Source organism: Chryseobacterium sp. JUb7 (assembly GCF_024806495.1).
Classification (GTDB): Bacteria; Bacteroidota; Bacteroidia; order Flavobacteriales; family Weeksellaceae; genus Chryseobacterium.
This window is the reverse complement of the sequence record NZ_JANUFF010000011.1, coordinates 22,846-49,146: the sequence shown is the minus strand read 5'-3', so window position 1 is coordinate 49,146 and position 26,301 is coordinate 22,846. Positions and strand designations below refer to the sequence as shown.

Below are 26,301 nucleotides of genomic sequence, written 5' to 3'. Positions count from 1 at the left end.
TTTCTCAACTCCGGATATCACGTTCAAATTTACTATTATTATGGTCTTTCGACTGGTTTATAAGTCATGATGTATTTTATTCTTTCTGCTTTATTGGTGGGATTATTTTCCGTTTTCGACTGATCTTTAAACTGATATAATGTGTTGCCGTTTTTATCAGTTTTTACCGTTTCCACATTCAGTAGTTCTCCGGTGATCGTTCCTCCAATGTATTGTGGATTTTCATGGTACTTCCAGGTAACTAGTTTAAATTCTGAATTAGGTTTGGGCTGATGATTTTCATCTGATAATGATTGCAAAGCTTCCTGATTTCCATATAAAGCGGAGGATGTTTCTTTTTGAGGATTTAATGATGTCGAAATAAATTTCAAATTCCCGGGATCAAATACCACCCGTTGTAAATCTTTATCCGGTTCATCGATTTTACATGCTGTAAATAAAGCGCATACTGACACTATGATAAAAAATATTCTTTTCATTATTTCTGTAGGTTTTTAATTAATCTTTCGGTATTTACTTTCATCGGAACATCAAAAAGATATCCTGTTTTTTCTCCTAACTGTCGGTGACAGGCAATACACGATTCTTTAGCAAAAGAGGCTGTTTTTCCTGTCGGATGAAGATCTTTTCCTGAAAACTTAGCGAATCCCCAGCCTTCCGTATCGGTATATTTTTTTGAATCTTTAACCATAAATTGTGCATTCACAAATTCTCCGGCTCTCACTTCTCCATCTGCTAGTTTTTCTTGTTTCCAAACGGATTTTACGACAATACTTCCATCCGGCCAGGGGTGAAAATTCTCTGTTTCAACGGCTTTTACAGCAATGTCATTTCCATAAATTACGCGTATTGATTTGTCAAAAAGTGTACTCATACTAATGACTTTCCAATGTTTAAAATCATCGGTATACTGTACTCCGTTGGGAGAAACCGGAAATTTCGAAAGTGCTGGATTTTTAGACGGTTCAGAATTTTGATGAATGTTTTTTTCTTCTTTCTGAGCCGTATTTATTCCGGATAATGAAAGGGTATATTTCTTAATGGTCTCTACATCTTTTGCCGTTATTTTAGCTGAAGGGTGGAGTAGTGTATAGTTGTGAAGAGGCATTTTCCCTGCCTGCATCATATTGAGAATGGCAAACATTTTTCCCTGGTGGTCGCCTGCGGAATAATTCCATTCTGAGAAGTTGAGAACTTCTCTGGCTCTTTGTACATCTTTATTTACGGCCCATGAAATAGGAGCAATTTTGTCGTACCAGCTTAAGTTTTGCTGATTTGAATGACAGTTAAAACACGAATTTTCAAGAATGGCGAGAACTTCGCGAGGGGCTTCTATTTTTTTAGTGACAGGCTTTCCTTCTAAGGGTTTGTTGAAAAGCTGTAAAACGGTAAAAATTCCTAAAACCGCCAAAAATATAATAGCAATGGGCTTTTTTACTGGTCTTTTTTTCTTTAATGAGTCCATAATGATTTATTTTTTATGGCTCAAAAGTAGGGGCTTAAATAGGTTTTTGAAATCTGAAATTAGGTGAAACGGACAAATCGGAAGGTGAAAATGGAATTTTGCGAATTAAAAAAATTTAGAAGCTGGATGAGGGAAGAGGGAAGTCTGTGACGTCCTTATATATTACTTCCAGCATCCAGCTTCAATTCTTCTATCTTATAACAGCATTCCGCCGTCGATGACGATTTCTGTTCCTGTTATGAAACTGGCGATATTATCATTGGACAGATACACAACCAGTTTTGCTACATCTTCAGCAGTACCCATTTTTTTTAATGGAATTGTTTCGATCAGCCACTCATTGATGCTTTTAAGTTTTTCTTCATCTAAACCGGCTTTCGTCATAACTTCAGTCTTTGTAGGTCCCGGACTTACCATATTGACACGGATTTTTCTTGGTGCTAATTCTGCGGCGGCCGTTTTTGCAATTGAATTTAAAGCAGCTTTGCTGGCCTGATAGACTGAACTGTTAGGTTTGTAGGTTGACGCTACAATGGATGATAAGAAAACAACAGAAGCCCCATCATTCAATAATGGGATGAATTTACTCAATGTAAAATAGGCTCCTCTGAAATTAATATTCATCACACTGTCGAAGTTGTCAACAGGCATATTTTCAATGGGAATTAAGCCTCCTGTAATTCCGGCATTGATAAACAGAATATCTACTTTGCCATATTGGTTTTCAACTTCTTCTTTTAATGAATCCAGATCCTCAAGATTCGCCTGATCTGCAACAAATGGTATTGCTCCCAATTCTTCTGCCGCCTTTTCAATAGCTTCTTTTCTTCTTCCTGTAATGATAACCTTTGCTCCTTCTGCAATTAATTCTTTTGCGGTTGCATATCCAATTCCGCTGTTTCCACCAGTTACGATGGCTAGTTTGTTATTAAACTTTTTCATTTCTTTTAAAATTTTTGACAAAGTTATTTTAAATTGGTATACTTTTGTAATCAGTATCACAGAGTATACCAGTATCATTCATTATATCATTTAACTTTGTTATTATGGAAAGAGATCAAACCGAAGAGCTTAGAGCATTGCAGGATACCCTTTATTTTATTGGAGGAAAGTGGAGAATTCCTGTCATTAATTCACTTTGCAACGGCAACAGACGTTTCCGTGAAATTGAAAGAAGTATTCCGGGAATTACCACAAGAATGCTTTCAAAAGAGTTGAAAGATATGGAAATGAATAAATTGGTTAAACGAACCGTTTACCCTGATACGCCGGTTTTAATTGAGTATGAGCCTACAGAATATTGCCGGACTTTTGGAAATATTATCGGAGAAATGATCAATTGGGGTAGGGAACATAGACGGGTGATTGTGGAGGATAAAATTTAATTTAAGGAATTAGGAATTAGCTTTTTCTTAATTTTCTTCGTGTCATTTAGAACGAAACGAATGGGGTGAAGAATCTACAATACTACGCTTAGATTCTTCTACATCGGAATAACAAAAACGACGCTCAAACGTTATTATTTAAACAAAAAAGCCCCTTAAAAAAGGAGCTTTTCATTTATATCAAGATCGAAAATTAAATTCCGTCGATGATTTCATTTAAAACAGTACTTGGTCTCATAGCTGCATACGTTTTGTATGTATCTGTTTTGAAGTAACCTTCAATTTGTTGAGGCTTACCTTGAGCACCGATTAATTCAGCATTGATAACATCTTCGTTTTCTTTCATTGCTTCTGCAATTGGAGCGAATTGTTTAGCCAATTCTGCATCAGCAGTTTGATTTGCCAATGCCTCAGCCCAATACATTGCTAAATAGAAGTGAGAACCTCTGTTATCGATCTGTCCGACTTTTCTTGCCGGAGACTTATCAGTTGCTAAGAATTTAGCATTTGCTTCATCCAATGCATCCGCTAAAACCTGAGATTTTGTGTTACCCTGAGTTTGTGCTAAATGCTCTAAAGAAGCCTGTAAAGCCAAGAATTCACCTAGAGAATCCCATCTTAAATAACCTTCTTCGATGAACTGCTCAACGTGTTTCGGGGCAGAACCTCCAGCTCCTGTTTCGAACAAACCGCCACCGTTCATCAATGGAACGATAGAAAGCATTTTTGCAGAAGTTCCAAGCTCAAGAATTGGGAAAAGATCTGTTAAATAATCTCTCAATACGTTTCCTGAAACAGAAATTGTATCTTTTCCTTCTCTTGCTCTCTGTAACGTTTCTGTCATAGCGTCTTTAACATCAAGAATCTTAATGTCAAGTCCGTTTGTATCGTGATCAGCAAGATATTTTTCTACTTTTTTGATGATTTCTCTATCGTGAGCTCTTCCTTTGTCTAACCAGAAAATGGCAGGGGTATCAGATAATCTTGATCTGTTTACTGCTAATTTTACCCAGTCCTGGATTGGAGCATCTTTAGTCTGACACATTCTGAAGATATCACCTTTTTCGACTTTTTGAGAAAGAAGAACAGCTCCGGCTTCATCCTGAACTTCAACTGTTCCTTCAGCAGATGCCTGGAAAGTTTTGTCGTGAGAACCATATTCTTCAGCTTTTTGAGCCATTAAACCAACATTCGGAACAGAACCCATTGTTGTAGGATCTAATTTTCCGTGCGCTTTCATATCATCAATGACTGACTGATAGAAACCTGCGTAAGAACGGTCCGGAATGATACATACTGTATCTTCTTCTTTTCCTTCTTTGTTCCACATTTTTCCTCCGCCTCTTACCAAAGCAGCCATAGATGCATCAACAATAATATCAGAAGGAACATGGAAATTCGTAATTCCTTTGTCAGAATTTACCATTGCTACTCTTGGTCCGTTTGCCAAAGCTGTTTCGATATCAGCTTTAATGTCAGCTTCCTGAGCATTTCCTTTGATTTTATCAAAAAGATCAGCAAGACCGTTGTTTGGATTCACATCTAAAGACTTGAACGTTTCAGTATATTTAGTGAAAACATCTTTGAAGAAAGTTTCTACAATCGCCCCGAAAATAATTGGATCAGAGATCTTCATCATCGTAGCTTTAAGGTGAGCAGAAAGAAGTACGTTTCTGTTTTTAGCCTCATCGATAGCCTGTTGAACGAATGCTCTCAAAGCATTTAGATTCATTACAGAAGAATCGATCACTTCTCCGGCCTGAAGACCTGCAAAATCTTTTAACAAAGTTTCAGCACCGTCATTTCCTTTGAAAACGATTTTATATTTTGTAGCATTCTCAAGAGTGGTAGACGTTTCAGTTCCGTAGAAATCTCCGTTGTCCATGTGAGCAACATCAGTTTTGCTGTCAGAAGCCCAGTCTCCCATTCTGTGAGGGTTTGCTTTTGCATAGTTTTTAACAGCTTTCGGAGCACGTCTGTCAGAGTTTCCTTCTCTTAATACAGGGTTTACAGCACTTCCTAATACTTTTGCATATTTAGCTTTAATAGCTTTTTCTTCGTCATTTTTAGGCTCTGCAGGATAATTTGGAACTGCAAAACCTTTAGCTTGTAGTTCAGCGATAGCTGCATCCAATTGAGGTGCTGAAGCTGAAATATTGGGTAATTTGATAATGTTTGCATCAGGTTGAGTCGCCAATTGACCTAATTCAGCCAAAGCGTCACCGATCTTCTGATCATCTTTCAAAAATTCTGGGAAGTTTGCTAAGATTCTTCCTGCCAAAGAAATATCCGGAACTGCGATCTCAATGTTTGCTGATTTTGTAAAAGCTTTTACAATCGGTAAAAACGAGTGTGTTGCCAACATTGGAGCCTCATCCGTAAGGGTGTAATAGATTTTTGATTTGTCTGACATTATACTGTTATTTATTATTTGATTTTTAAAGTCCCACAAATTTAGTGATTATGATTCTTTTTTCAACTTATTTTACATAAAAAAAGAGGCTTGTACCTCTTTAAATTTATAATTGAACAATTGTATATGCTCCTGTAGCGTCAAAATTAATTTTAAAAGTGAGTTTATAGTTTTTAGGAGTAGAATTGGCTCCCGGGAAAGAAATGTCCTGTCCGTTTATATCAAAGTTTCCGTCACTAAGATTGTCTCCGATTGTCTCCGTATTTCCGCCTCCCATTCCCAGATTTATTTTGAATTTTGTCGAGGAAGTTACACCGTTTATCTGAATATTGAATGTATTTGTATTTACATCATATGTAATATTTGACTGTGAGGACGGTGATGTTCCTGAAAAATAAATGTAAGGAGTGAAATTATAAATATAGGGTGTGTAAACAGTTGTATTCCCGACAAATCCTGTTGGTTTTATGCTTATCTGATAAAATCCGTTTGATGTAATATTATAAGCGTTTCCATTAGGAACAATTGCATTATTGGTATCAGAGCCATATACCATTGCAGAAGCATTTTGCGCGGTTATGAATTTTATCTGAGAATTCGCCGGAAAATATTTATAACCATATTTTTCGTTAGTATTTACTCTTAATAATTCAGCATTTGCAGCATTGAAAGAATTATAAGATCCATATAAATATAGATTTTGAGGTAAATTATTATTACCTCCGGACTGGTTTTGTGGTAAACTCAATGTCCCGGAATCACTCACGTTTAAAGTATAAGCTGCCCCATTCGGAGAAGTAAGTATAATGCCCTGTCCTGCTCCTGTCACAACTGTTTTACTTACCTGAGCATAAGGAACGCTCATTAATTGATTTACTCCAACATTTGTGTAATTAGAACCGCCTTGTGGATCCATTTCCACTTTTACGAATTTTGTGTTTGTTCCCCAGTTGATTCCTCCGAAACTTCCTGTTGTAGCCGTTCCTTGTCCGATATTTAAATTAACTAAACCTTTAGCATTCGTTGTTTTAGTATGGGTTTCTGTATATAAAGCGGTTCCGGTAGCGGAGTTTTCTAAAATACTTACTCTTAAAGAAACGTTTCCGTTTGCAATGGGAGCTCCGGAAGCATTGAAAGCAATCGTTTGATAACTGAAAGCTTGTGGAACCTGTGCACTTAATAAAGTGGCAAGAAATAATCCTATAGTAGCGTATAATTTTTTCATGTTTTAAATAGTTTTTTAAGGGTTTTTGATAATTTTAATAGGTTTCAGGTCAGGATTTTTGAAAGTGATCATATAAACTCCTTGGTTTAAAGTTCGGAGATTCAGTTGGTCAGACTCTAATTTTGTTTTTAAGACAAGTCTCCCGCTAAGATCATAGACTTCTACTTCATCGATTTTCGATTTGGAACTTAATTTTACATATACAGAATCTGCAGTAGGGTTCGGGTAGATTTTTACAGTCTCTTTTTCGAGCTCACTTACGCCCAAAACCTGAAAAACCGTTTGATAAAGCATTCCCATTGTTCCCGAATTATTCTGATCAGGATCAGTAGGGATAACAAAGATTTCCCCGACAGAATGCGCAAAAGTATCCGCAGAAACAGCTCCGGAATTGATATTCCCAATCACAGACTGAGCAAATCCAAGAAACGGTACTGCGAATAAAAGGAGAGTAATTTTTCTTCGCATAGTTATTAATTTTTATAAAAAGTTTGCGAATATAGTTAAATTTCAGTTTAAAAATATGATTGTCAGAGATAAGTACTTTTATTTTCACTTTAAGAATTATTTAACCATTTATTGATAAGATAAATTTTCTATTTTGATTAAATTTGAAAAACATTTAAAAAATAATTTATGTCAAATATTACATTAAAAGGAAACCCGGTAAGCACAATTGGAAATTTACCAACAGTAGGAACTACAATTAAAGATTTTGCTCTGGTAGATTCAGCATTAAATGTAAAAACTCTGGAAACTTTCGGAGGTAAGAAAAAAGTTTTTAATATTTTTCCAAGTATTGATACCCCAACGTGTGCATCTTCTGCAAGAAAATTCAATGAAGAAGCCTCTAACTTAGAAAATACAGTGGTAATCAATGTTTCTAAAGATTTACCATTTGCATTGGGAAGATTTTGCGCTGCGGAAGGATTGAATAACGTAGAAACACTTTCTGATTTCAGAAGCAGTTTCGGTGATGATAATGAGCTTACGATTGCAGACTCTCCATTGAAAGGACTGTTGAGCCGTGCGGTAATCGTAACTGATGCTGATAATAAAGTGGTTTACACTGAGCAGGTTTCAGAAATTGCTGACGAACCGAATTATGAAGCAGCTTTGTCAGCTTTAAAATAATTAGAAATAAAATTTTCTAAAAAAGCCTTGTGAAAATTATTTTTACAGGGCTTTTTTGGTAGTAAGAATTTCCAAAATTGAATTTAAAATGGTAAAAAGAATGGTCACCAATATTAAAACAGATGATTTGTCAAAAGCAGATATCTTTTATCATGAAATATTAGGTCTTGAAACTGTAATGGATTATGGCTGGATTAAAACTTTCGGGAATGATGAAGAATCCAAAGTTCAGATCAGTTTTGCGATTCAGGGCGGAAATAACACCGAAGTTCCTGATTTTTCAATTGAAGTGGATAATGTTGATGAAATATATCAAAAATGCAAGGATTCAGATTTTGAAATTATATATGATTTGACGAATGAAGATTGGGGAGTACGCCGCTTTTATGTAAAAGATCCGTTTGGAAACTCAGTTAATATTCTTCAGCACCAGCAAGGGTAATCCAAATAAGAAAGCAGGAAAAAATCCCGATTCTATACCCGGTTAATCAGGGTGGTTCATTTAATATTTCAGGACTGGTCACGAAAATAATTATCGGATTCATTGCTTGTTAATTAATATTTTCAATTGTTTTAATACGATTGTTGCATTCTATTTGTAAAAAAAAGATAGTTTTGCAAAAATTAAAAAACCAATGAAACGCATTTTATCATTATTATCAACCCTGGCTTTTGCTTTAGGGTTCTCACAAGACGGATTTTTGGATACTACTTATGGAAATTCAGGGTTCTCTGTTTATAACAGCGGAGCTTACGGGCAGTGTATCGAAGTAGATGTCAACCAAAGAATGGTGATCGGAACGTATAACATGAACAGTACGTTTAAATTTTACAGATTCAGTTCATCAAATCAGCTTGATACTACTTTTGGATCAAATGGAGTAACCACAATAAATTTAGGTGGTGAAGATGCGCTGCTGAAGGATATGAAAATCCAGTCAGATGGAAAAATCGTAGCAGTAGGATACTGGGAAGACGCAGGAAGTGCCAACAGAAAAGACTTCATTGTTATCAGATTGAATGCAGACGGAACACTGGATACTACATTTAACGGTACCGGTAAACTTACTGTTGCATTTGGTACAAATGAAGATATAGCCAATGCTGTTGCCATACAAAATGACGGTAAAATTCTGGTAGCCGGGCATTCTTTCACAGGATCTTACAGAGATATTGCCATTGCAAGAATAAATGTAGACGGAACTTTAGACAGTACATTTGGTACCGGCGGTAAGGTGACTACTGATCTCGCAGGAAATAATGATGCTGCGCTTTGTATCGCTATAAACAGCGACGGGAAATTTGCAGTTGGCAGCTATACTTACGGAGCGGGATCGTCAAATAATTTTGCTGATTTCGGTGTTGCGAAGTACAATACGAACGGTTCTTTAGATACCTCATTCAGTTCAGACGGAAAGCATGTTGTCGTAATTTCTCCGTCAGGTAATGATAAACCTGAGGCAATAGCATTTCAAAGTAATGGAAAAATCTTAATAGGCGGATCTGCATTTCTTAATACAAGTGTCAGAGATGATTTTGCAATCGTAAGATTAAATACGAACGGAACATTAGACACTTCTTTTAATGCTGACGGTATTTTTACAACAGCCTTAGGGTCATCGGATGACACAGCTAGCGCAATGAAATTACTTTCAGACGGCAAAATTTTATTGGCTGGAACTGTTGCTTCAGGATCTTATACTGATATAGGCCTCATTAGAGTTACAACCTCAGGTAATTTGGATACAACTTTCGGAACCAACGGAAAAACACAACAGGGATATGGTAATTTATCTGTTATTAAGGATATGGATGTCATGAGTGACGGGAAAATAATGGTTTGCGGATCTGCGGGTACAACGAATATTTTCCTTGCAAGATTCAATGGATCGGTGCCTTTGGTTTTGGGAACAAATGATTTGATCAATAACCAGAAAGATCTTTCTGTATATCCTAACCCTGTAAGAGAGATATTGTATTCTGACCAGAAACTGGAAACCTTCGAGCTTTATTCTGCAGGCGGTAGTCTGATAAGATCCGGGAAAAATGAAAGCAGCATCAATGTTCAAGATCTTCCGAAAGGAGTGTATATGCTGAAAATCAAAAATAAAGATAAGAGCGTAACAAAGAAAATAATTAAAAATTAATCATCAAAAAGCATCCTGAAAAGGGTGCTTTTTCTTATTATTGGAAATTAAACCTGAATTATGAAAACAGAAAAAGTGATTCCGATTTTAAGAATTTTCGATTACCGGAAAACAAAAGAATTTTACATCGACTGGCTTGGTTTTGAAATCGTTTGGGAGCATCATTTCGAAGACAATACTCCCGTTTATATGGAAGTTAAAAAAGATAATATCACTCTTCATCTGAGCGAACATCATGGGGACGGAACTCCGGGAAGCAGAATTTTCATCTGGGGTGAAGGCGTGGCAGATTATCATAAAGAACTGATCGATAAAAAATACAAATACAATCGTCCGGGGCTGGAAAAAACATTCTACGATGCGATTTCTTTCACCGTGGATGATCCATTTGGAAATAAAATTATTTTTAATGAAAAGTTTGATGAAGAAAAGCATAAAAATTTAAACTTTTACTCTATTCATTAATCTTGTTTAAATATAAATAAAAACAAACAATATGCTGTGAATCCGCTCAGCATAACTATTGCTAAAAATTAATCGCCAATAAAAACAGCTAGTATTAGATATGTCATGCTGAGCAAAGTCGAAGCATTTTCAATACGGTAATTAAATTCTTAATGTTCAAAACTGATTGCGATCATCAAAATTTAATCATAAATAAAACTAACTTTACATAATAAATGAAACGTTCCGGAACCGCAGATTTACCCCTTCACTATGGCAAAGTACCGCCATGGTTGTACGAGCGTATGTCAATTCTCGGACTTTCAATTATTGAAGTTATTTTGGCCGATTACGGAAAAGATGAAGTTCTTCGTCGACTTTCTGATCCATTTTGGTTTCAGAGTTTTGGCGCGGTGATGGGTATGGACTGGCATTCTTCAGGAATTACAACATCGGTAATGGGCGCTTTAAAACGTTCTGTTAATCCAAATTCTCAAACACTGGGATTGTATATTTGTGGTGGAAAAGGAAAGCTTTCCAGAGATACACCGTCAGAATTGCTTCAAATTGCTGACAAGACAGGTTTGAACGGAACGGAGCTGGTAAGAGCCAGTAAACTTTCTGCCAAAGTAGATAACACGGCAATTCAGGATGGTTATCAGCTGTATTTACATAATTTTATTGTTTCTGATCATGGAAACTGGAGTGTCGTTCAGCAGGGAATGCACGAATCTGACGGAACGGCAAGGCGCTATCACTGGCATTCGGAAAATATAAAATCTTTTATTGAAGAACCACACACAGGAATCAATGGGATTTCAAGGGGGCAGATTCTCAATCTTACCGACTCGGAAGCTTCAGAAAACCGGAAAGGAATTCTGGACATCTCCCATACGGATTCTGCAGAAATTATGAGCGATTTTTCAAGGCTGATGCTTCCCAATCATCATGATGTTCAGGCTTCTGATGTAGATTTAAGAAGACTGGGAGCTCTTCTGTATGTAACGCGCGAACAGCAGCCACAGAATTTTGAAGATTTATTATTGCTGGAAGGCGTAGGACCACGGACCATGCAGTCTTTGGCCTTAGTGAGCGAAGTGATTCACGGTGCACCTTCAAGGTTTAAAGATCCGGCAAGATTTTCCTTTGCCCATGGCGGAAAAGACGGTCACCCGTTTCCTGTTCCCACGAAAGTATATGATGAGAGCATACAGATCCTTAAAACAGGAATCGAAAAATCTAAGCTCGGAAATTCAGATAAATTAAAAACCCTGAACAAACTTCATCATATTATTGAAGCTACTGAAAAAGATTTTACTCCGGATTTCGATATTCAGGAGGTAATTGAAGAAGAGCGACAGAATTCCTGGCGTTTTGGCGGAAAAACGGTCTTTGGAGATGCGCAGAAACCATCCCCTCCAAAACCAATTCAGCTTTCTTTGTTCTAATGGATTTATTTCTGAATTTTTTGTTCTTTTGTTTCAAGACACAAGGACATAAGAATTATGATTAAAATTAGACGTTTAATAATTTATAATCAATATAAACAGTCTACAACGTTTGTATGTAAAGGATTACGCAAAAATTAACTGCTACAATCCGTCATTTTGTTTAATAAATCTTTCATCAGGTCCGATAAAAATTCTATTTTTAAAATCTTAAAAAACATTGACTTGATGACGAACAAAGCCTTAGAAATCTGCTATGATTTCCCATTTTTCCTACAGGAAGAGCTCGAAGAGATATTTCAGGCCCATGAAAAAGTTTTTTTCCAGAAAGGAGATTATATTCTTGAAGAGGGAAAAACGGCTAATGAATACTATATTTTGGAGAAAGGTTTGGCCCGTTCGTTTGTCAACGATTTTAATGGAAATGAAGTAACGACACATTTTTTTGTAGAAAACGAAATCATTATCGAAGTTTCTTCATTGTTCCAGAGAATTCCCACACAGGAAAATATTGTCTGCATTACAGACTGCGAATGCTGGAAATTCAGTTTTGAAACTTTTCAGGAGTTATTCCATAAAATTCCGAATCTCAGAGAATGGGGAAGAGCATGGATGTCGCAGCAGCTTTTTGTATACAAACAACGTTCTGTAGAAATGTTTACATTATCTGCAACAAAACGTTATCTCAACCTTTTAGAACAAAAACCTCACGTTATACAATTTGCACCTTTGAAGCAAATCGCTTCCTATCTGGGTGTTACAGATACTTCTCTAAGCCGGATTCGTAAAGAATTGGTTTCTCATCCGAAGAAAATTTAAATCTTGTCTTATGGCAAGTTGATTCTCATAGAGACTGGGTAATTTTGGTTAAAACTTAAACACTAAAAAATTACAAAAATGGAAATCAATCAAATTTATGTCAATCTTCCTGTAAAAGATGTTCAGAAAACAAGAACATTCTGGACAGAATTAGGTTTTTCGATTAACGAACAGTTTTCAGATGATAAAGCCATTTGTGTTATCATGAAAGAAGCTCATATTTATACCATGTTTTTAAAGGAAGAGTTTTTCCAGACTTTTACAGACAGACCTGTTGCAAAAGGAGAAACTACCCAAACGCTTCTTGCTATTGGGGTCAGCAGTCGTGAAGAGGTTGATAAGATGGTGCAAACAGCAATTGAAAACGGAGGTTCATTATACAGCGAGCCCCAGGACCACGGCTGGATGTATCAACGTGCTTTTTCAGATTTAAACGGACATCAGTGGGAAGTGATGTTTGCTGATATGTCTAAGATTCCGACAGAATAAAAATTTCTAAAATTAAAACAACACTTAAAAAAATACCAAATGAAAATCAACCAAATTTATGTAAACCTTCCGGTTAAAGATATTCTGAAGACAAAAGAATTCTGGACGAATATCGGATTCTCAGTCAACGAACAGATTTCAGATGAAAGAGCCGTTTGCATTGTGATGAGTGACAATATTTATGTGATGTTTATAACAGAGGAATATTTCGAGACTTTTTCCGAAAGGCCTGTTCCAAAAGGAGATACAACACAGGTTTTGGTGGCTATCGGATTAAACAGTCGTGAAGAAGTAGACCAGATCGTAAATGCTGCCGTAGCAAACGGAGCTTACCAGCACGAAGAACCGCAGGATTACGGCTGGATGTATCAAAATTCTTTCTGGGATATCAATGGCCATGGCTGGAATGTAACATTTGCTGATCTTTCCCAAATGCCAAAGGAGTAATCTTAAAATTCAAATATTTCTCGCAGATTTGGTTGATGACTTAGATTTTAATTTTACGTATTTCTATACACAATCATCAGCTTGATTTGCTAAATCTGCGAGAGAAAAACTAAACTCAAACCACAAATATTTTCACAAACAAACACAATCATCTGTGAAAATCTGTGAAATCCGTGGAAAAAAATCAATAAAAAATCAAACACAATGGACACACCAAAATCAAAAAAATTAGATATCATCATTCCTGCATTTCGGGGCCATAGCCAAAGTTTTCTGATGATTCTTGACGGAATTTCTGAGGAAGATGCGATAAAAAGAATTGAGGGCAGAACCAATCATATCATCTGGATGGCCGGTAACTTTCTCGATATGCGCTATGCATTGGGAACTGTACTCGGGCTTCAGGAAGAATTTGAATTCAGAGATCTTTTCTTTCAGGGGAAAGCATTGGATGAAAATTTAAAATACCCTTCTCTACAAGAGTTAAAAGATAGTTTTCATACTATATCACCGCTTGTTTATCAAAAGTTACTGGAAGCTGCAGATGAAGAATTGGATAAGGCTTTTCCGATGGGAATGAACATTGATTTCTTTCCTGAAACGGTTCTTAATTTCGTCGGAATGTGCATTGGTCGTGAAGACTATCTTTCCGGACAGATCGGATTGATGCGCAGAATTCTGGGTTACGAAGGAATGAAATACGATTTTGATAAAGACTTAAAATATTAATAATGAATAATCCTGTTGAAAAAGGGCATAAACGAGTCAACGGAATCAGGATGTATTACGAAATCTATGGTTCCGGAAAGCCTCTAGTACTGATTCATGGAGGTGGTGGTTCTATTTTGTTTGACTATAAAGAAGTCATTTCAAGACTGCAAAATACATTTCAATTGATAGGAATTGATCTGCAAAACCACGGGATGTCCGATCACCGCGATATTCCTGAGACTTTTGAACAGGATGCCCATGATGTTGTTGCTCTGTTGAAAGAACTGAATATTGAAAAACCTTCATTTTGGGGCTTCAGTAATGGAGGAAATACCGTGATGCAGATTGCCTATCTGTATCCTGAACGGGTAGAGAAATTAATTGTGGCTTCTACTTTTTATAAAAAAAACGGAATGATGGAAGGTTTCTTCGAAGGAATGACGGAAGCATCATTAGACTCGATGCCCGAACCTCTTAAAATTAATTTTCTAAACTTAAATCCTGACTTTTCGGCACTTGAAAATATGTTTGACAAAGACAGCAGAAGAATGCAGACTTTTGAAGACTGGGATGAAGATGTTTTGAAAAATATACAGTCTCCGACTTTCTTTATTTCGGGAGATAAAGATGTAATGAAACCTGAGCACATTGTTGAAATGTGGCGTTTGGTAAAGGATTCGCAATTAATGATTCTTCCTGCAACACACGGCTCTTATATGATGGCTGATTTTGAGGGAAATCTCGATGAAAAATTAATTGATTTTACGGTGACTGAGATTGAAAAGTTTTTGAAAAATTAATTTATCTATCTCATTGCTGAGATTCTTTAAGAACGAAAAATATTCTCAATCATTAAAAATCTTAGCGCTTAAAATAAAGAGATTGCCACGTCGCAAACTCTACTCAATAAAAAACAATCTTTAAAATAAAATATCATGGCTAAATTAAATCCGTACTTAAATTTTGATGGAAAAGCAGAAGAAGCTTTCACTTTTTATAAATCTGTTTTTGGAGGCGAATTTCTTGGGGAAGTTCACAAAATGGGAAATGCTCCCGGAACGGAAAATTTATCAGAAGAAGAAAAAAACAGAGTGATGCATATTGCACTTCCTATCGGTGGAGACTTGTTGATGGCATCGGACATTGTTCCCAGCTTTGGACAAAAACTGAATGTTGGGAATAACAATTACGTATCAATTTTTCCTGAATCGAGAGATGAAGCAGACAGGCTTTTCAAAGGGCTTTCAGAAGGTGGAAATATTGAAATGCCGATAGAAGATCAGTTTTGGGGAGACTATTTTGGGAGCTTTCAGGATAAATTCGGTGTTCATTGGATGGTGAACTATAACGAAGAATACACAAAATAATCTTATATTTAAACTAAATTATAAAAAGGGTAGCTGAATATTTAGTTACCCTTTTACTCCACTATTAAAAAATACAATTATGGAACCTATTAAGATTGATATTACGATTTTAGCCCCTGTTCAGAAGGTTTGGGATTATTATAATCAGCCAAAACATATTACAAAATGGAATTTTGCCCACGAATCATGGCAGTGCCCAAGTTCTGAAAATGATTTACGGGTTGGAGGAAAATTCAAAAACAGGATGGAGGCCAAAGATGGAAGTTTCGGATTTGATTTTGAAGGAATTTATGATAAGGTGATTCCTAATGAGAGAATTGAATATCATATTGCAGACGGTAGAAAAGTAGAAGTATTTTTTGATAAAATTGATGAAAATACAACGAAAGTTAAGATAAACTTTGATCCTGAAAAACAAAACTCTGTGGAAATGCAAAGAGAAGGATGGTACGCGATCCTGAACAATTTTCACAAATATGTTGAAAATCATTAAATACCTTTTTAGTCATCATGATCAACTTAATAATAATGGCAAAATGTTTAAGCTCTATTTGTGTCGTTAGTCATGTTGTGGAGGGAGATTTTTTACGAGGTATTATTGCTGTACCCGCAAGAAGAGCTTTGGAAAAAGAGAAGATAAATTCTTTAGAAAAATTATCCGATTATTCTGAAAAAGAAATTATGGAATTGCATGGTTTCGGAAAGAATGCGATGGAAAAACTAAAGATATATATGAAAGAAAATCATGTTTCTTTTAAAAATAATTAAAACATAAAACTTGTCATTCTGAAAAGGAAAAATCTCTAATTTAAAAAAATAGATGAGATGGCTTTGCTTTGCTCGCAATGACGATCAAAATTTAAAATAATATGAATAACGATATATTTCCATGCCTTTGGTATGACGGAGATGCAAAAGAATCATCAGAATTTTACTGTAATATATTTGATGGAAAAATTACAGCAGATACACCTGTTGTGATGAATATTGATCTCTTTGGTCAAAAAATAATGCTTTTGAACGGAGGTCCTCAATTTAAAAAAAATGCTTCTGTTTCGTTCATGGTGATTTGTGAAACGGAAGATGAGGTTCAAAAATACTGGGATCAGTTAATGGATGGTGGAATAGCCTTAATGCCTCTTGATTCTTATTCATGGAGTAAGAAATATGGTTGGGTGAAAGATAAGTATGACGTTACCTGGCAGATATTTTTAGGTGAAAAACAAAGTGAGCAGAAAATTATTCCTACTTTGATGTTTATTCATCAAAATAATGGAAAAGCTTTCGAAGCAATGGAATTATATACGGCTACTTTTCCGGACTCTAAGATTGGAAATATATTAAGATATGGAGACGGTAGTGAAGGTCATCCGGCGCCTGAGCCTTCGGAAAATATTCAGCATGCTCATTTTGAAATCGATGGATACAGTTTGTTCTGTATGGACAATTCTTACGATCATCAATTTGATTTTAATGAAGGAATTTCGATGGTAGTGATGACTGATGATCAGGACCAGACGGATACATATTGGAATAGGCTGACCTCTGATGGAGGGCGGGAAAGTATGTGCGGCTGGCTCAAAGATAAATATGGTTTTAGCTGGCAGATTGTTCCCAAAAGACTGATTCAGCTGATGAGTGATCCGGATCAGGCTAAGGCTCAGAAAGTGGTACAGGCAATGATGAAGATGCAGAAAATTATTATTCAGGATTTAGAAAATGCTTATAATTCTTAAATTTGACTGAAAGATGGAAGCGGGAGGAAGGAAGTTAAAATAGTTAATCAAATTGTTTTAATAGGACTAAAAATCTTCGGTTTCCATCTTCTGACTTCCAATTTCCCCTTTTCGGCTTGCTGTTTGATGGTATTCATAAAAGATTTGCCTATGAAAACACAGAACAAGTCACAATCTAAATCAAAAGTCCCGAAAGACGGACAGTTTCCTGAGATTATAAGAAATAATTATCAGGGAAGTCGGAAATTATTCAACAAAAAAGCGGTTATTTCAGGTGGCGACAGTGGAATCGGACAGGCCGTTGCAGTTCATTTTGCCAGGGAAGGTGCTGATGTGGCTATCATCTATAAAGAAAGTGATCAAGATGCGAGAGAAACCAAAAAATTAGTTGAGAAAGAAGGCCGGAAATGTATTCTATTAAAAGGTGATATTTCTAAAAAGACCTTTAGGTTAAAATCCTTAGGCAGGATTGAAAAAGAATGGAAAACCTTGGATATTCTGGTTAATAATGCCGGAATTCAGTTTCCAAAAAATAATATTGAGAAAATTTCTGATGAACAGATTCAAGAGACTTTTAATGTGAATATTATTTCAATGATCGCTTTGACAAGAGATTTTTTATCCTTACTCAAAAAAGGAGGCAGGATTATCTGTACAACTTCCGTTACTGCTTATCGGGGAAGTGATCATCTGATTGATTATTCTGCTACCAAAGGTGCTATTACAACTTTTATCCGCTCACTGGCGACCAATCTTGCAGACCGGAAAATTTTGGTCAATGGTGTTGCTCCCGGACCTGTCTGGACTCCTCTTGTGAAGGAAACATTTGATAATCTATCAACTTTTGGAAAAGATAATCCGTTGAAAAGAGCCGGTCAGCCTTCGGAAGTTGCCCCGGCTTATGTTTTTCTGGCATCAGAAGACTCCAGTTTTATCACAGGAGAAATTATTCATATCAATGGAGGAGACTTTGTCGGCGGATAATTTCGTAATTTGGAAATAAACCAAGCTCAACCTTAACAATACTAAATATCAATAATGGAAGTTTTAAATTTTGAAATTGAAATAAATGCAACCCCTGAAAGAGTATGGGATGTACTTTGGGGCGAAATCACCTATAGACAGTGGACCACCGCTTTTACGGAAGGTTCTTTTTATCAGGGAACTCTGGAAGAAGGAAGTATTGTGAAATTTTTTGATCCTCATGAAAACGGCATGTATAGCCGTGTTGAGAAAAATATTCCTCATAAAGAAATGAAATTTCTGCATCTTGGAGAAATTTATGATGGAGTGGAAGTTCCGCAAGATTGGGGTGAAGCCACGGAGGCTTACATTTTGGAAGAAAATGAAGATGGTACCAAATTGAAAGGAGAAATTCAGACCCCTGCAGAATTCAAAGAATTTTTTGAGGAAAAATTTCCTAAAGCATTGGGAATTGTGAAAAACCTCTCTGAGACCCAACTTTAATTTATGAGTTCTTCCACGTCAAAAAAATCGTAAACATTTACGTTTAAAAATAAAATCATCACTAAAATTAAAAATATGGAAACTTTATCTTACGAAAAAATAATCAACGCCCCGAAAGACAAAATATGGGATGTTCTTTGGGGGTCTGAAACCTATAGTGAATGGACGAAATTTTTCGGTCCGGGTTCGGTCATGAAATCTGACTGGAAGGTTGGAGGAAAAACGTATTTCGTCAATGCAGAAGGTGAGGGCATGGTTTCGACAATTGACAGCTTGGAAAAGCCGGATCAGATTATTTTTAAACATTTGGGCATGGTTGACAAAGAGGGTAATGAAGATACCGAAAGTAAAGAAGTTAAAGAATGGAGTGGATGTTTTGAAAAATATATTCTGATAGATTTTGACGGAAAAACAAAACTCCATGCAGAAGTTCAGGTTGAAAAAGAATGGCAGGAGCATATAAACAACGGTTTCATACAAGGACTGGAGGTGGTAAAAAATCTCGCCGAAAAATAATTCTTCTCACACAATTTAATTAGCCTTGTCAAGATTTTAAACTTGACAAGGCTAATATTTAAACAACTATAAGAGTCATCTGTAAAATCCTGGAAAACAAATCATAAATCATGAAACTATTAACAATCCTTTTTGTAACATTTATTCTTGCTTTGATAGGAACAAAGCTCTACCAGGGCGACTGGAATTTTTTATTTTCCGGAAACCTCGGCATGGCGGCTTTTATAATTTTCACAGGATTTGCCCATTTTAAATTTCAAAAAGGGATGGCGATGATGATTCCGGATTTTATTCCTGCAAAAATGTTTTGGGTATATTTCACCGGAATTATTGAAGTTGCTGCGGGGGTTGGCTTAATGATTCCTTCCGTTCGGGAGCTGACTGCGATTTTGTTAATCATTTTTCTGATCCTTGTTTTTTTGGCGAATATTAATTCATCCAGGAAAAAAATAAACCTTTTCAAAGGAGATTATTCAGGTCCCGGAATGGGCTACCTCTACAAAGAAAGAATTCCGATGCAGATTATTTTAATTGTATGGACCTGGTATTTCGGAATTTATTTAAATTAAAAAACAGAATTTATTATCAATGAACGGATTGTATTTTTACTTTCCGTTTTTTTATTTTCATAAATTATCTGATTATTTGTAACATTTGGGTCTTTTTAAATGTCTTATAGATAAGCATTCCATTTTAAATTAATAATTCCAAATCAAATCAAACCAAATTAAAATATGAATTATGAATCTGAATTCTAAAATATTAACTACTGCTCACGTTATAATATCAGCCATTATGATCAATGCACAAAGCTCAACAGCCAAGTTACCCGGTGATCCTACACTAGTTTCCTCTAAGGCTACTTTAGATCAATTAATCTCTTATGATAAGGGAAATTTTAAATATAAAGTGGAGGATTATTTTGCAAGACCAAAGGCTTCTCAGTTTAAAATATCGCCTGACGGGCAATACCTTTCATACAAGGAAAAAGATAAAGACAGCAAGAATCATGTCTATGTAAAAAACTTAAAAACAGGTACCGTAACCAAAGCGCTTGTAGAAAAAGATGATTTGATTAAAAGCTACGGCTGGTTGAGTAAAAAACGTCTGTTTTATACTCAGGATAAAGGCGGTAACGAAAATCTTCATTTGTATGCAGCAGATATAGACGGTAAAAACCTGAAAGATCTCACTCCTTTTGATGGGGTTAAAATAGGTTTTGTAACGATTATAAAAGACACTGATTTTGCAGTTGTTACTTTGAATAAAAATAACAAACAGATCTTTGAACCGTACAAAATCAATTTTGTGACAGGGGAAATGATACAGCTGTTTGAAAATAAAGATCCTAAAAATCCGATTGACGATTATCTTTTTGATAAAGAAGGAAATTTAAGAGGCTATACTGTTCTTGAAAACGGACTGACTACAAAAAATTATTATAAAGATCTACAAACGGGAAAATTCAATCTTTTGAAGACAACGGACTGGAAAGATACATTCAGTATCATGAGGTTTAATGACAATTCAAAAAATAAAGATGAAGCCTATGTTGTGACGAACCTGGATAGTGACAAATCGAGAATTGTTCTGTATGATTTGAAGAAAAATACTGTCATTAAAGAAGTGTATTCTAACCCTACTTTTGATGTAAGTTCAATAAGTGTTGCCGGAAAAAACAGAAATTATGAATTAGACTATATCAGTTACGAAGGAATTAAAAATGAAACCATTCCTGTAAGTCAGTTTTATAAAGATGTGAATGCTAAATTGAAATCTGAATTTGGAGATAAACAATTTTATGTAGTTTCTTCGGATGATAATGATTCCAAGCTTTTGGTAGTCGTTGACAGCGATAAATTATACGGAAAATATTACGAGTACGATACCAAAACAAAGACTATAAAACTTCTTCTTGACCTGATGCCTCAGCTAAAAGAAGAAGATATGGCTGAAATGCGCCCGATTGAATTCAAGAGCAGAGACGGTCTTACCATTCATGGATATATTACATTGCCAAAAGCTGCTGCAGAAGGAAAAAAAGTACCTTTAATTGTAAATCCTCATGGCGGACCGCAGGGAATAAGAGATCATTGGGGATTCAATCCTGAGACACAATTGTTTGCAAGCAGAGGATATGCAACACTGCAGGTTAATTTCAGAATTTCCGGAGGATATGGAAAAGAATTTCAGACCTCAGGATATAAGCAGATCGGAAGAAAAGCAATGGATGATGTTGAAGATGGTGTAAAATATGCCATTGAGCAGGGATGGGTTGACAAAGATAAAGTTGCTATTTATGGTGGAAGCCATGGCGGTTATGCAACTTTGATGGGACTGATTAAAACGCCGGACCTGTATTCTTGTGGTGTCGACTATGTCGGGGTTTCAAATATTTTCACCTTTTTCGATTCATTTCCTGAATACTGGAAGCCTTACAAAGAAATGGTAAAGCAAATCTGGTATGATCTTGATAATCCTGAAGAAGCGAAGATTGCTAAAGAAGTCTCGCCTGTTTTCCAGATTGATAAAATTAAAAAACCATTGTTTGTAGTGCAGGGAGCGAATGATCCGAGGGTAAATATCAATGAATCTGATCAGATTGTAAAAGCACTGAGAAGCAAAGGTTTTGAAGTTCCATATATGGTAAAATACGATGAAGGACACGGATTCGGAAAAGAACCGAACAGAATTGAATTATATAAATCTATGTTAGGATTTTTTGCTGAGAATTTCAATAAATAATGTTCAAATTTTTATAATTAAAAAAGGAAACGGAGGGTATTTTTACTTTCCGTTTTTTGTTTTTAAATACAAATAAGCTGAAAGGGTGAAAACAACGACAAAAACCCTAGCCCCGATAGAAACGGTACCCCACAGCAAGCGATGGAAAAAGCTTGGGCGTGAGGAGTATGAGTGGATAGCGGGAAATAGCTTCTAAAAAAATATAGATGACTTCGTTAGAATGACAAAATAAAAATAATTAAAACCACGATCAATAAAAGAAAAATTGAATTTCCGGAAAAATATTTTAAATTTATTAAAGTAAAACAAAAATTTCAATCGTCATAGCAATATGGAGATTGTCGAAAAAATAGCAATGCCACAGAAGGAGAAGGAAAATATCATCTCACAAACCGTTTCAAAGTACGGAGGAAAGCTGATGTCTTACATTCGTCCAAAAGTGAAAAATACGGAGGATGCAGAAGATATTCTGCAGGAGGTATGGTATCAGTTCAGTAGTCTTACCAATCTTTCGGAGATTGTGAATGTTGGCGGATGGCTGTATAGGGTAACAGCCAATAAAATCACCGATAAATACCGCAAGAAGAAAACTGAAAATCTCGAAGATTTTGTATATGAAGATGAGGATGGAAGTTTTTCTATAAAAGATATCCTTTTGCTTGATGAAAGTGCTGGTCCGGAAGTGAAAATGTTTCAGGATGAAATCTGGAAAAAGCTTTTTGAAGCGTTGGAAGAGCTGCCGGAAAAACAAAGACTTGTGTACGTAGAAAATGAACTCAACGACAAGACTCTCCAGGAAATTGCCGATGAACAAGGCGAAAATATTAAAACAATAATCAGTCGGAAAAATTATGCGGTCAAGCATTTGAGAAACAGACTGAGAAAATTATACGAAGATTTAAATAGTTAGAAAAAAGAAAGTTATGAATCATAATAAACACAAAAAGGGCTGGATTTTTTTATTCTTATGTCCGCCGTTAATCTTATTGGGAGTTACATGGATCGTCATGTCTCTTTGGAATTGTCTTCTTCCTGATATTTTGGGAGTGAAATCGATAACATATTGGCAGGCAATGGGAATTTTAATCCTTAGTAAAATTCTTTTTGGAGGATTTCATTTTGGAAAAGGAATGAGGGATTTTAAGGAGAAAAAAATGATGCGGGACAGAATGATGAGTTTATCACCTGAAGAAAGAGAAAAATTTAAGGAAGTCTGGAGAGATAAATGCTCAGGCGGTTTTTTTAACAGAAACAACAGAACAAACGAATAATAAAATTTTAGAAGTAGTAAAGTAAAATTAAAATTCATTCGTCTATATAAAAAACAAGAAGTAGTAAAATTTAAAATTTTGAAAAAATGAAAAATTCAGTATTAAAAGGTGCTCTTGGAGCATTAGCCGTAGCAGGTGTTGCAATAATCGCTAAAAAAGCAATCGAAAGAAAAAGATTTGTAAAAGGTATTTTTGAAGAATACGGAATTAAAGAGAAATCTCCTTTTGGATTGGCTGATAAAATCAGAGAAATGAATGAGGATCAATACCAGGAATTGAAAGGTAAATTCAAAAAAGAGTTCGCTTCAAGATGCGGCAGAAGACACGAAGCATTCGAAAAATAAAAAGTAAAACAACTAAATTGAAATTGTTAATTCCGGCGCGGGAAGCTATGCTTCCCGCGCCGGAATTGTTTTATAACGTCATTGCGAGAAGCAGAGCGACGAAGCAATCTCAAACTTTTACAAGAAATCTTAGCAAAGATTTTATAAAATAATATCTACAAAACAAGTATAGATTCCACGTTACATTCCGTTTTGCCCTTAATAACAAACTTTATTGATGTTCCAAACATTCAACCTTTGCTGAATGAAATGCCTTTGCGAACTAAAAATATTCTCAAACATTTCAAGAAAAATCCTTGCAAACTTTGCGTTAAAAATAGATTGCTTCGCTTGGCTCGCAATGACAAAAATCCTATGGAATTTGGAAACAAAAGAAAATAAAATCCTTATTTTTGCATAGTTCAATGAAAGATTACTATTATTTTCTCGGGATTTCTCACGATGCTTCAGAAGAAGACATCAAAAAAGCTTATAGAAAGTTATCTTTAAAATATCACCCTGACAAAAATGAAAATGATGATTTCTTTGCAGATCGGTTTCGTGAAATTCAGGAGGCCTACGAGACATTGAATGATAGAAGCAAGAGATATTCTTATGATCAGAATTTAGAAAGCCATCAGAAAAGCTTCAGATATAATGTTCCACCTTCAATTAAAACGTTTACAGCCAATAAAATTCATGCTAAAAAAGGAGAGGAGATTATTATCAATTGGCAGACACAGAATGCTGATGTTGTAAAGGTTTTGCCTTTTGGTCTGGAAAAGGCTTATGGAGAAAGAACTTTTAAAATAACAGAATTCAAAGACGGAAAATTTCAGGTTTTACTTCACGCAACCAATTCGTTATTGCATAAAACAGTAGTTCAGGGAATTACGATCACAGAAGTGTTTGAATCTGAAGGTGAAAAATTCAGAGATAAAGCGGAAGAGTTATTTAAGTCACAACCCAGAACAGCTGCGAATCCACAGGGGCAGCCAAAAATTATGAGAATAATTGCGGCTATCGTATTATTGGTATTAGCGATTTATTTTTTAGTAAAAAGCATGAGCTAGCTAAGCCATTTTTTTCCTTCCCGGACATTTTTTACATCTTTTTCCTTTTTTAAATTTTTTGCAACAAGATTTCTTGTCGCCACAATACATATCTTCAGTATTAAAAGAAAAAGCAGGAGTCAAAGCCGGTACTTTGAAAGGGACAATCATATTCATGTTGCAAATATATTAATTTAGAATAAATATAGATAATAATTTCTGGAAAATATTTTAATGCTGATTATTATTAAGTTAAGCTGTTCTGTGAAATGAAAGTAGCGTTAAAAACTTAACGCTACTGATGACTGAATTCTGAAAGCATGAGCTTTGTCATTGTTGAAATTCCGGACTCTTCCGTAGTTACCTTCAATACCCATTCTTAATTTTTTCAGGGGTTGAAAAACAAGATTCATTCCTACGTTCTGGAAATTTTTAGCCATATCTTTAGGAATATATTCTCTTTTTCCGATTCTTGAATAACTTACAAAGGCCACAGAGCTCCACTGCGGATTCCACCAATGCTCATAAATGGCTACCATATTGAACAATCTCAGGGTTTCCAATAAATTTCTGTTATATGGATTGGGTACTGCATCATATTTTTCACCGTTTAGATCACTGTTATTGGTCGCAAATCCTTTTCCGTAAGAGGTTTGAAATCTGAAGCTATTGGTTTCGGTAACATATCGGGTTCCCGAAATTACAGCCCCCCAACCCAATTTTGTTTTCGTTTGATAAGGATCATCAACAGAATATCTGATATCATAATTAATAGGTGAAATAATAATTCCGGCTTTTACATAGTTCTTTTTATCTCCATGGCGGTACATGGTGGCAAAAGTGGGAACAATATTTCTTTTCTGCCATTTTAAAGAGTCTACCGGTAATGAGATGCTTGTAGGTCCCGGATCTTCCAGCGAAACGGATAAAATTCCTTTTTTGGAAACAGGAGTTGTATATCGAACCTGAATTCTTCGGTTGAATAATAAACCGTCGGGACCGATAAAGTCAAACATATTCGGAAATATTTCATGGTCCGAAATATTACTCCAGGTACGTCCTGCAAGCCATTTTTTCCACGTGATGTATCCTTGTCGGAAACGTGGAGCAGTCGTACCGTCCGGACCATAAAGGTCAAATTCAAGATAAGCCGCAAAATTATCATCTCCCTTCGGATTTTTTTGCTTGATTCCAAGTCCTATCTGTGACTGTTTTATACTGAAGTTACTGCTTACAATATTGGTTTGAGGAATTTTGATGGTTTCCGCTGCAAAACCTTCCAATGATCCCATGTCCTGGAAATTAAAAATGACATCAGTCTGTACGGTACCTTTCAGATAAAGTTCCCATTCGTTCTGATCTTCGGCTTTGCTTTTTGTAAGGGTAATTTGTGAAGTAGCTTCTGCATTACATAGGAATGCAAAAATGATGGAGGCTAAATGCCTCGTTGTGTTTTTTTTCATCTTCTAAGTGTGTTTTTTTAAATTTGTCTTTTATCTATACTTTCATGATATATTGGTATTAGGTTTTTAGTTTAATTTTTTTTAATATCAGCTCATTTATGCTATCCCTGTTGAATGATCATCATATAAATAAGGGATGTTTTATAGATGATTAATTAATAAGGTTTTAGCAAATGAAAAATAAAATTACAAATTAATTTTTTAGTATATTTTAGTAAAAAATTAATTATATAA

Annotated in this window: 32 protein-coding genes; 25 read left to right on the top strand and 7 right to left on the bottom strand. The window is 35.5% G+C overall.

What is annotated here, in order from left to right:
• Nucleotides 1-38: 38 nt before the first annotated feature.
• The 3 genes from M2373_RS17550 to M2373_RS17540 all read right to left on the bottom strand — a co-directional run bounded on the left by M2373_RS17550 (nucleotide 39) and on the right by M2373_RS17540 (nucleotide 2,407).
• Nucleotides 39-479 (bottom strand): hypothetical protein, encoded by a 441-nt coding sequence (locus M2373_RS17550; protein WP_259112446.1) that lies wholly within the window; start codon nucleotides 477-479, stop codon nucleotides 39-41.
• The gene (locus M2373_RS17545) at nucleotides 479-1,465 is read right to left on the bottom strand and encodes a heme-binding domain-containing protein (protein ID WP_259112445.1); all 987 of its coding nucleotides are present in this window, start codon (nucleotides 1,463-1,465) and stop codon (nucleotides 479-481) included. The genes M2373_RS17550 and M2373_RS17545 overlap by 1 nt, the downstream gene beginning before the upstream one ends.
• 195 nt (nucleotides 1,466-1,660) lie before the next feature.
• Nucleotides 1,661-2,407, bottom strand: a complete 747-nt coding sequence (locus M2373_RS17540; protein ID WP_259112444.1) for an SDR family oxidoreductase — start codon at nucleotides 2,405-2,407, stop codon at nucleotides 1,661-1,663.
• 104 nt (nucleotides 2,408-2,511) lie between these two features.
• Here M2373_RS17540 and M2373_RS17535 point away from each other — a divergent pair, with 104 nt between their 5' ends.
• Entirely contained in the window at nucleotides 2,512-2,850 is a 339-nt protein-coding gene (locus tag M2373_RS17535) for a helix-turn-helix domain-containing protein (protein ID WP_259112443.1), read from the top strand.
• 193 nt (nucleotides 2,851-3,043) lie between these two features.
• Here M2373_RS17535 and M2373_RS17530 read toward each other — a convergent pair whose 3' ends face one another.
• From M2373_RS17530 to M2373_RS17520, 3 genes are all read right to left on the bottom strand, one after another.
• The gene (locus tag M2373_RS17530; protein ID WP_259112442.1) at nucleotides 3,044-5,263 is read right to left on the bottom strand and encodes an NADP-dependent isocitrate dehydrogenase; all 2,220 of its coding nucleotides are present in this window, start codon (nucleotides 5,261-5,263) and stop codon (nucleotides 3,044-3,046) included.
• A 106-nt stretch (nucleotides 5,264-5,369) separates the two neighbouring features.
• Complete coding sequence (locus M2373_RS17525) at nucleotides 5,370-6,488, bottom strand: hypothetical protein (protein WP_259112441.1); 1,119 nt, start codon at nucleotides 6,486-6,488, stop codon at nucleotides 5,370-5,372.
• 15 nt (nucleotides 6,489-6,503) lie between these two features.
• Entirely contained in the window at nucleotides 6,504-6,956 is a 453-nt protein-coding gene (locus M2373_RS17520; RefSeq protein ID WP_259112440.1) for a T9SS type A sorting domain-containing protein, read from the bottom strand.
• Between the two features lie 168 nt (nucleotides 6,957-7,124).
• Here M2373_RS17520 and tpx point away from each other — a divergent pair, with 168 nt between their 5' ends.
• The 24 genes from tpx (at nucleotide 7,125) to M2373_RS17400 (ending at nucleotide 24,625) form a co-directional block, all read left to right on the top strand.
• A complete protein-coding gene (gene tpx / locus M2373_RS17515) occupies nucleotides 7,125-7,622 on the top strand; it encodes a thiol peroxidase (RefSeq protein WP_259112439.1) in 498 nt (165 codons plus the stop codon).
• An 88-nt stretch (nucleotides 7,623-7,710) separates the two neighbouring features.
• Complete coding sequence (locus M2373_RS17510; protein ID WP_259112438.1) at nucleotides 7,711-8,064, top strand: VOC family protein; 354 nt, start codon at nucleotides 7,711-7,713, stop codon at nucleotides 8,062-8,064.
• A gap of 193 nt (nucleotides 8,065-8,257) precedes the next feature.
• Nucleotides 8,258-9,769: a T9SS type A sorting domain-containing protein gene (locus M2373_RS17505; RefSeq protein ID WP_259112437.1), complete on the top strand. Its 1,512-nt coding sequence runs from the start codon at nucleotides 8,258-8,260 to the stop codon at nucleotides 9,767-9,769.
• A 60-nt stretch (nucleotides 9,770-9,829) separates the two neighbouring features.
• Nucleotides 9,830-10,234, top strand: a complete 405-nt coding sequence (locus M2373_RS17500) for a glyoxalase superfamily protein (protein WP_259112436.1) — start codon at nucleotides 9,830-9,832, stop codon at nucleotides 10,232-10,234.
• Between the two features lie 215 nt (nucleotides 10,235-10,449).
• A complete protein-coding gene (locus M2373_RS17495; RefSeq protein ID WP_259112435.1) occupies nucleotides 10,450-11,661 on the top strand; it encodes a DUF763 domain-containing protein in 1,212 nt (403 codons plus the stop codon).
• A 228-nt stretch (nucleotides 11,662-11,889) separates the two neighbouring features.
• A complete protein-coding gene (locus M2373_RS17490; protein ID WP_259112433.1) occupies nucleotides 11,890-12,480 on the top strand; it encodes a Crp/Fnr family transcriptional regulator in 591 nt (196 codons plus the stop codon).
• Between the two features lie 78 nt (nucleotides 12,481-12,558).
• Nucleotides 12,559-12,969, top strand: a complete 411-nt coding sequence (locus M2373_RS17485) for a VOC family protein (protein ID WP_259112432.1) — start codon at nucleotides 12,559-12,561, stop codon at nucleotides 12,967-12,969.
• Nucleotides 12,970-13,008: 39 nt separating this feature from the next.
• A complete protein-coding gene (locus M2373_RS17480; protein ID WP_259112431.1) occupies nucleotides 13,009-13,416 on the top strand; it encodes a VOC family protein in 408 nt (135 codons plus the stop codon).
• Between the two features lie 204 nt (nucleotides 13,417-13,620).
• Complete coding sequence (locus M2373_RS17475; protein ID WP_259112429.1) at nucleotides 13,621-14,145, top strand: DinB family protein; 525 nt, start codon at nucleotides 13,621-13,623, stop codon at nucleotides 14,143-14,145.
• Nucleotides 14,146-14,147: 2 nt separating this feature from the next.
• On the top strand, nucleotides 14,148-14,927 hold the full coding sequence (locus tag M2373_RS17470; RefSeq protein ID WP_259112428.1) for an alpha/beta fold hydrolase: 780 nt from the start codon (nucleotides 14,148-14,150) through the stop codon (nucleotides 14,925-14,927).
• Between the two features lie 135 nt (nucleotides 14,928-15,062).
• Nucleotides 15,063-15,494, top strand: a complete 432-nt coding sequence (locus tag M2373_RS17465) for a VOC family protein (RefSeq protein WP_259112426.1) — start codon at nucleotides 15,063-15,065, stop codon at nucleotides 15,492-15,494.
• A 79-nt stretch (nucleotides 15,495-15,573) separates the two neighbouring features.
• A complete protein-coding gene (locus tag M2373_RS17460) occupies nucleotides 15,574-15,987 on the top strand; it encodes an SRPBCC family protein (protein WP_259112425.1) in 414 nt (137 codons plus the stop codon).
• A gap of 35 nt (nucleotides 15,988-16,022) precedes the next feature.
• On the top strand, nucleotides 16,023-16,262 hold the full coding sequence (locus M2373_RS17455; RefSeq protein ID WP_259112424.1) for a hypothetical protein: 240 nt from the start codon (nucleotides 16,023-16,025) through the stop codon (nucleotides 16,260-16,262).
• A gap of 101 nt (nucleotides 16,263-16,363) precedes the next feature.
• On the top strand, nucleotides 16,364-17,230 hold the full coding sequence (locus M2373_RS17450; protein ID WP_259112423.1) for a VOC family protein: 867 nt from the start codon (nucleotides 16,364-16,366) through the stop codon (nucleotides 17,228-17,230).
• A gap of 150 nt (nucleotides 17,231-17,380) precedes the next feature.
• Nucleotides 17,381-18,214, top strand: coding sequence for an SDR family oxidoreductase (locus tag M2373_RS17445; RefSeq protein ID WP_259112421.1), 834 nt, complete (start codon nucleotides 17,381-17,383; stop codon nucleotides 18,212-18,214).
• Nucleotides 18,215-18,268: 54 nt separating this feature from the next.
• Nucleotides 18,269-18,697 carry an SRPBCC domain-containing protein gene (locus tag M2373_RS17440; RefSeq protein WP_259112420.1) on the top strand — a complete coding sequence of 143 codons (429 nt, stop codon included), beginning with the start codon at nucleotides 18,269-18,271 and terminating at the stop codon, nucleotides 18,695-18,697.
• 75 nt (nucleotides 18,698-18,772) lie between these two features.
• Complete coding sequence (locus M2373_RS17435; protein ID WP_259112419.1) at nucleotides 18,773-19,213, top strand: SRPBCC domain-containing protein; 441 nt, start codon at nucleotides 18,773-18,775, stop codon at nucleotides 19,211-19,213.
• Nucleotides 19,214-19,323: 110 nt separating this feature from the next.
• A complete protein-coding gene (locus M2373_RS17430) occupies nucleotides 19,324-19,782 on the top strand; it encodes a DoxX family protein (protein ID WP_259112418.1) in 459 nt (152 codons plus the stop codon).
• A 172-nt stretch (nucleotides 19,783-19,954) separates the two neighbouring features.
• Nucleotides 19,955-21,958 carry a S9 family peptidase gene (locus tag M2373_RS17425; protein ID WP_259112416.1) on the top strand — a complete coding sequence of 668 codons (2,004 nt, stop codon included), beginning with the start codon at nucleotides 19,955-19,957 and terminating at the stop codon, nucleotides 21,956-21,958.
• A 331-nt stretch (nucleotides 21,959-22,289) separates the two neighbouring features.
• Entirely contained in the window at nucleotides 22,290-22,868 is a 579-nt protein-coding gene (locus tag M2373_RS17420) for an RNA polymerase sigma factor (RefSeq protein ID WP_259112414.1), read from the top strand.
• Between the two features lie 13 nt (nucleotides 22,869-22,881).
• A complete protein-coding gene (locus tag M2373_RS17415; protein WP_259112413.1) occupies nucleotides 22,882-23,229 on the top strand; it encodes a hypothetical protein in 348 nt (115 codons plus the stop codon).
• A gap of 86 nt (nucleotides 23,230-23,315) precedes the next feature.
• Nucleotides 23,316-23,573 (top strand): hypothetical protein, encoded by a 258-nt coding sequence (locus M2373_RS17410; RefSeq protein WP_259112411.1) that lies wholly within the window; start codon nucleotides 23,316-23,318, stop codon nucleotides 23,571-23,573.
• A gap of 17 nt (nucleotides 23,574-23,590) precedes the next feature.
• Entirely contained in the window at nucleotides 23,591-23,725 is a 135-nt protein-coding gene (locus M2373_RS17405; protein ID WP_259112410.1) for a hypothetical protein, read from the top strand.
• A gap of 252 nt (nucleotides 23,726-23,977) precedes the next feature.
• Nucleotides 23,978-24,625, top strand: coding sequence for a J domain-containing protein (locus tag M2373_RS17400; protein WP_259112409.1), 648 nt, complete (start codon nucleotides 23,978-23,980; stop codon nucleotides 24,623-24,625).
• 260 nt (nucleotides 24,626-24,885) lie between these two features.
• Here the strand turns inward: M2373_RS17400 and M2373_RS17395 are convergent, their stop codons facing one another.
• Complete coding sequence (locus M2373_RS17395; protein ID WP_259112407.1) at nucleotides 24,886-26,067, bottom strand: DcaP family trimeric outer membrane transporter; 1,182 nt, start codon at nucleotides 26,065-26,067, stop codon at nucleotides 24,886-24,888.
• Nucleotides 26,068-26,301: the final 234 nt, after the last annotated feature.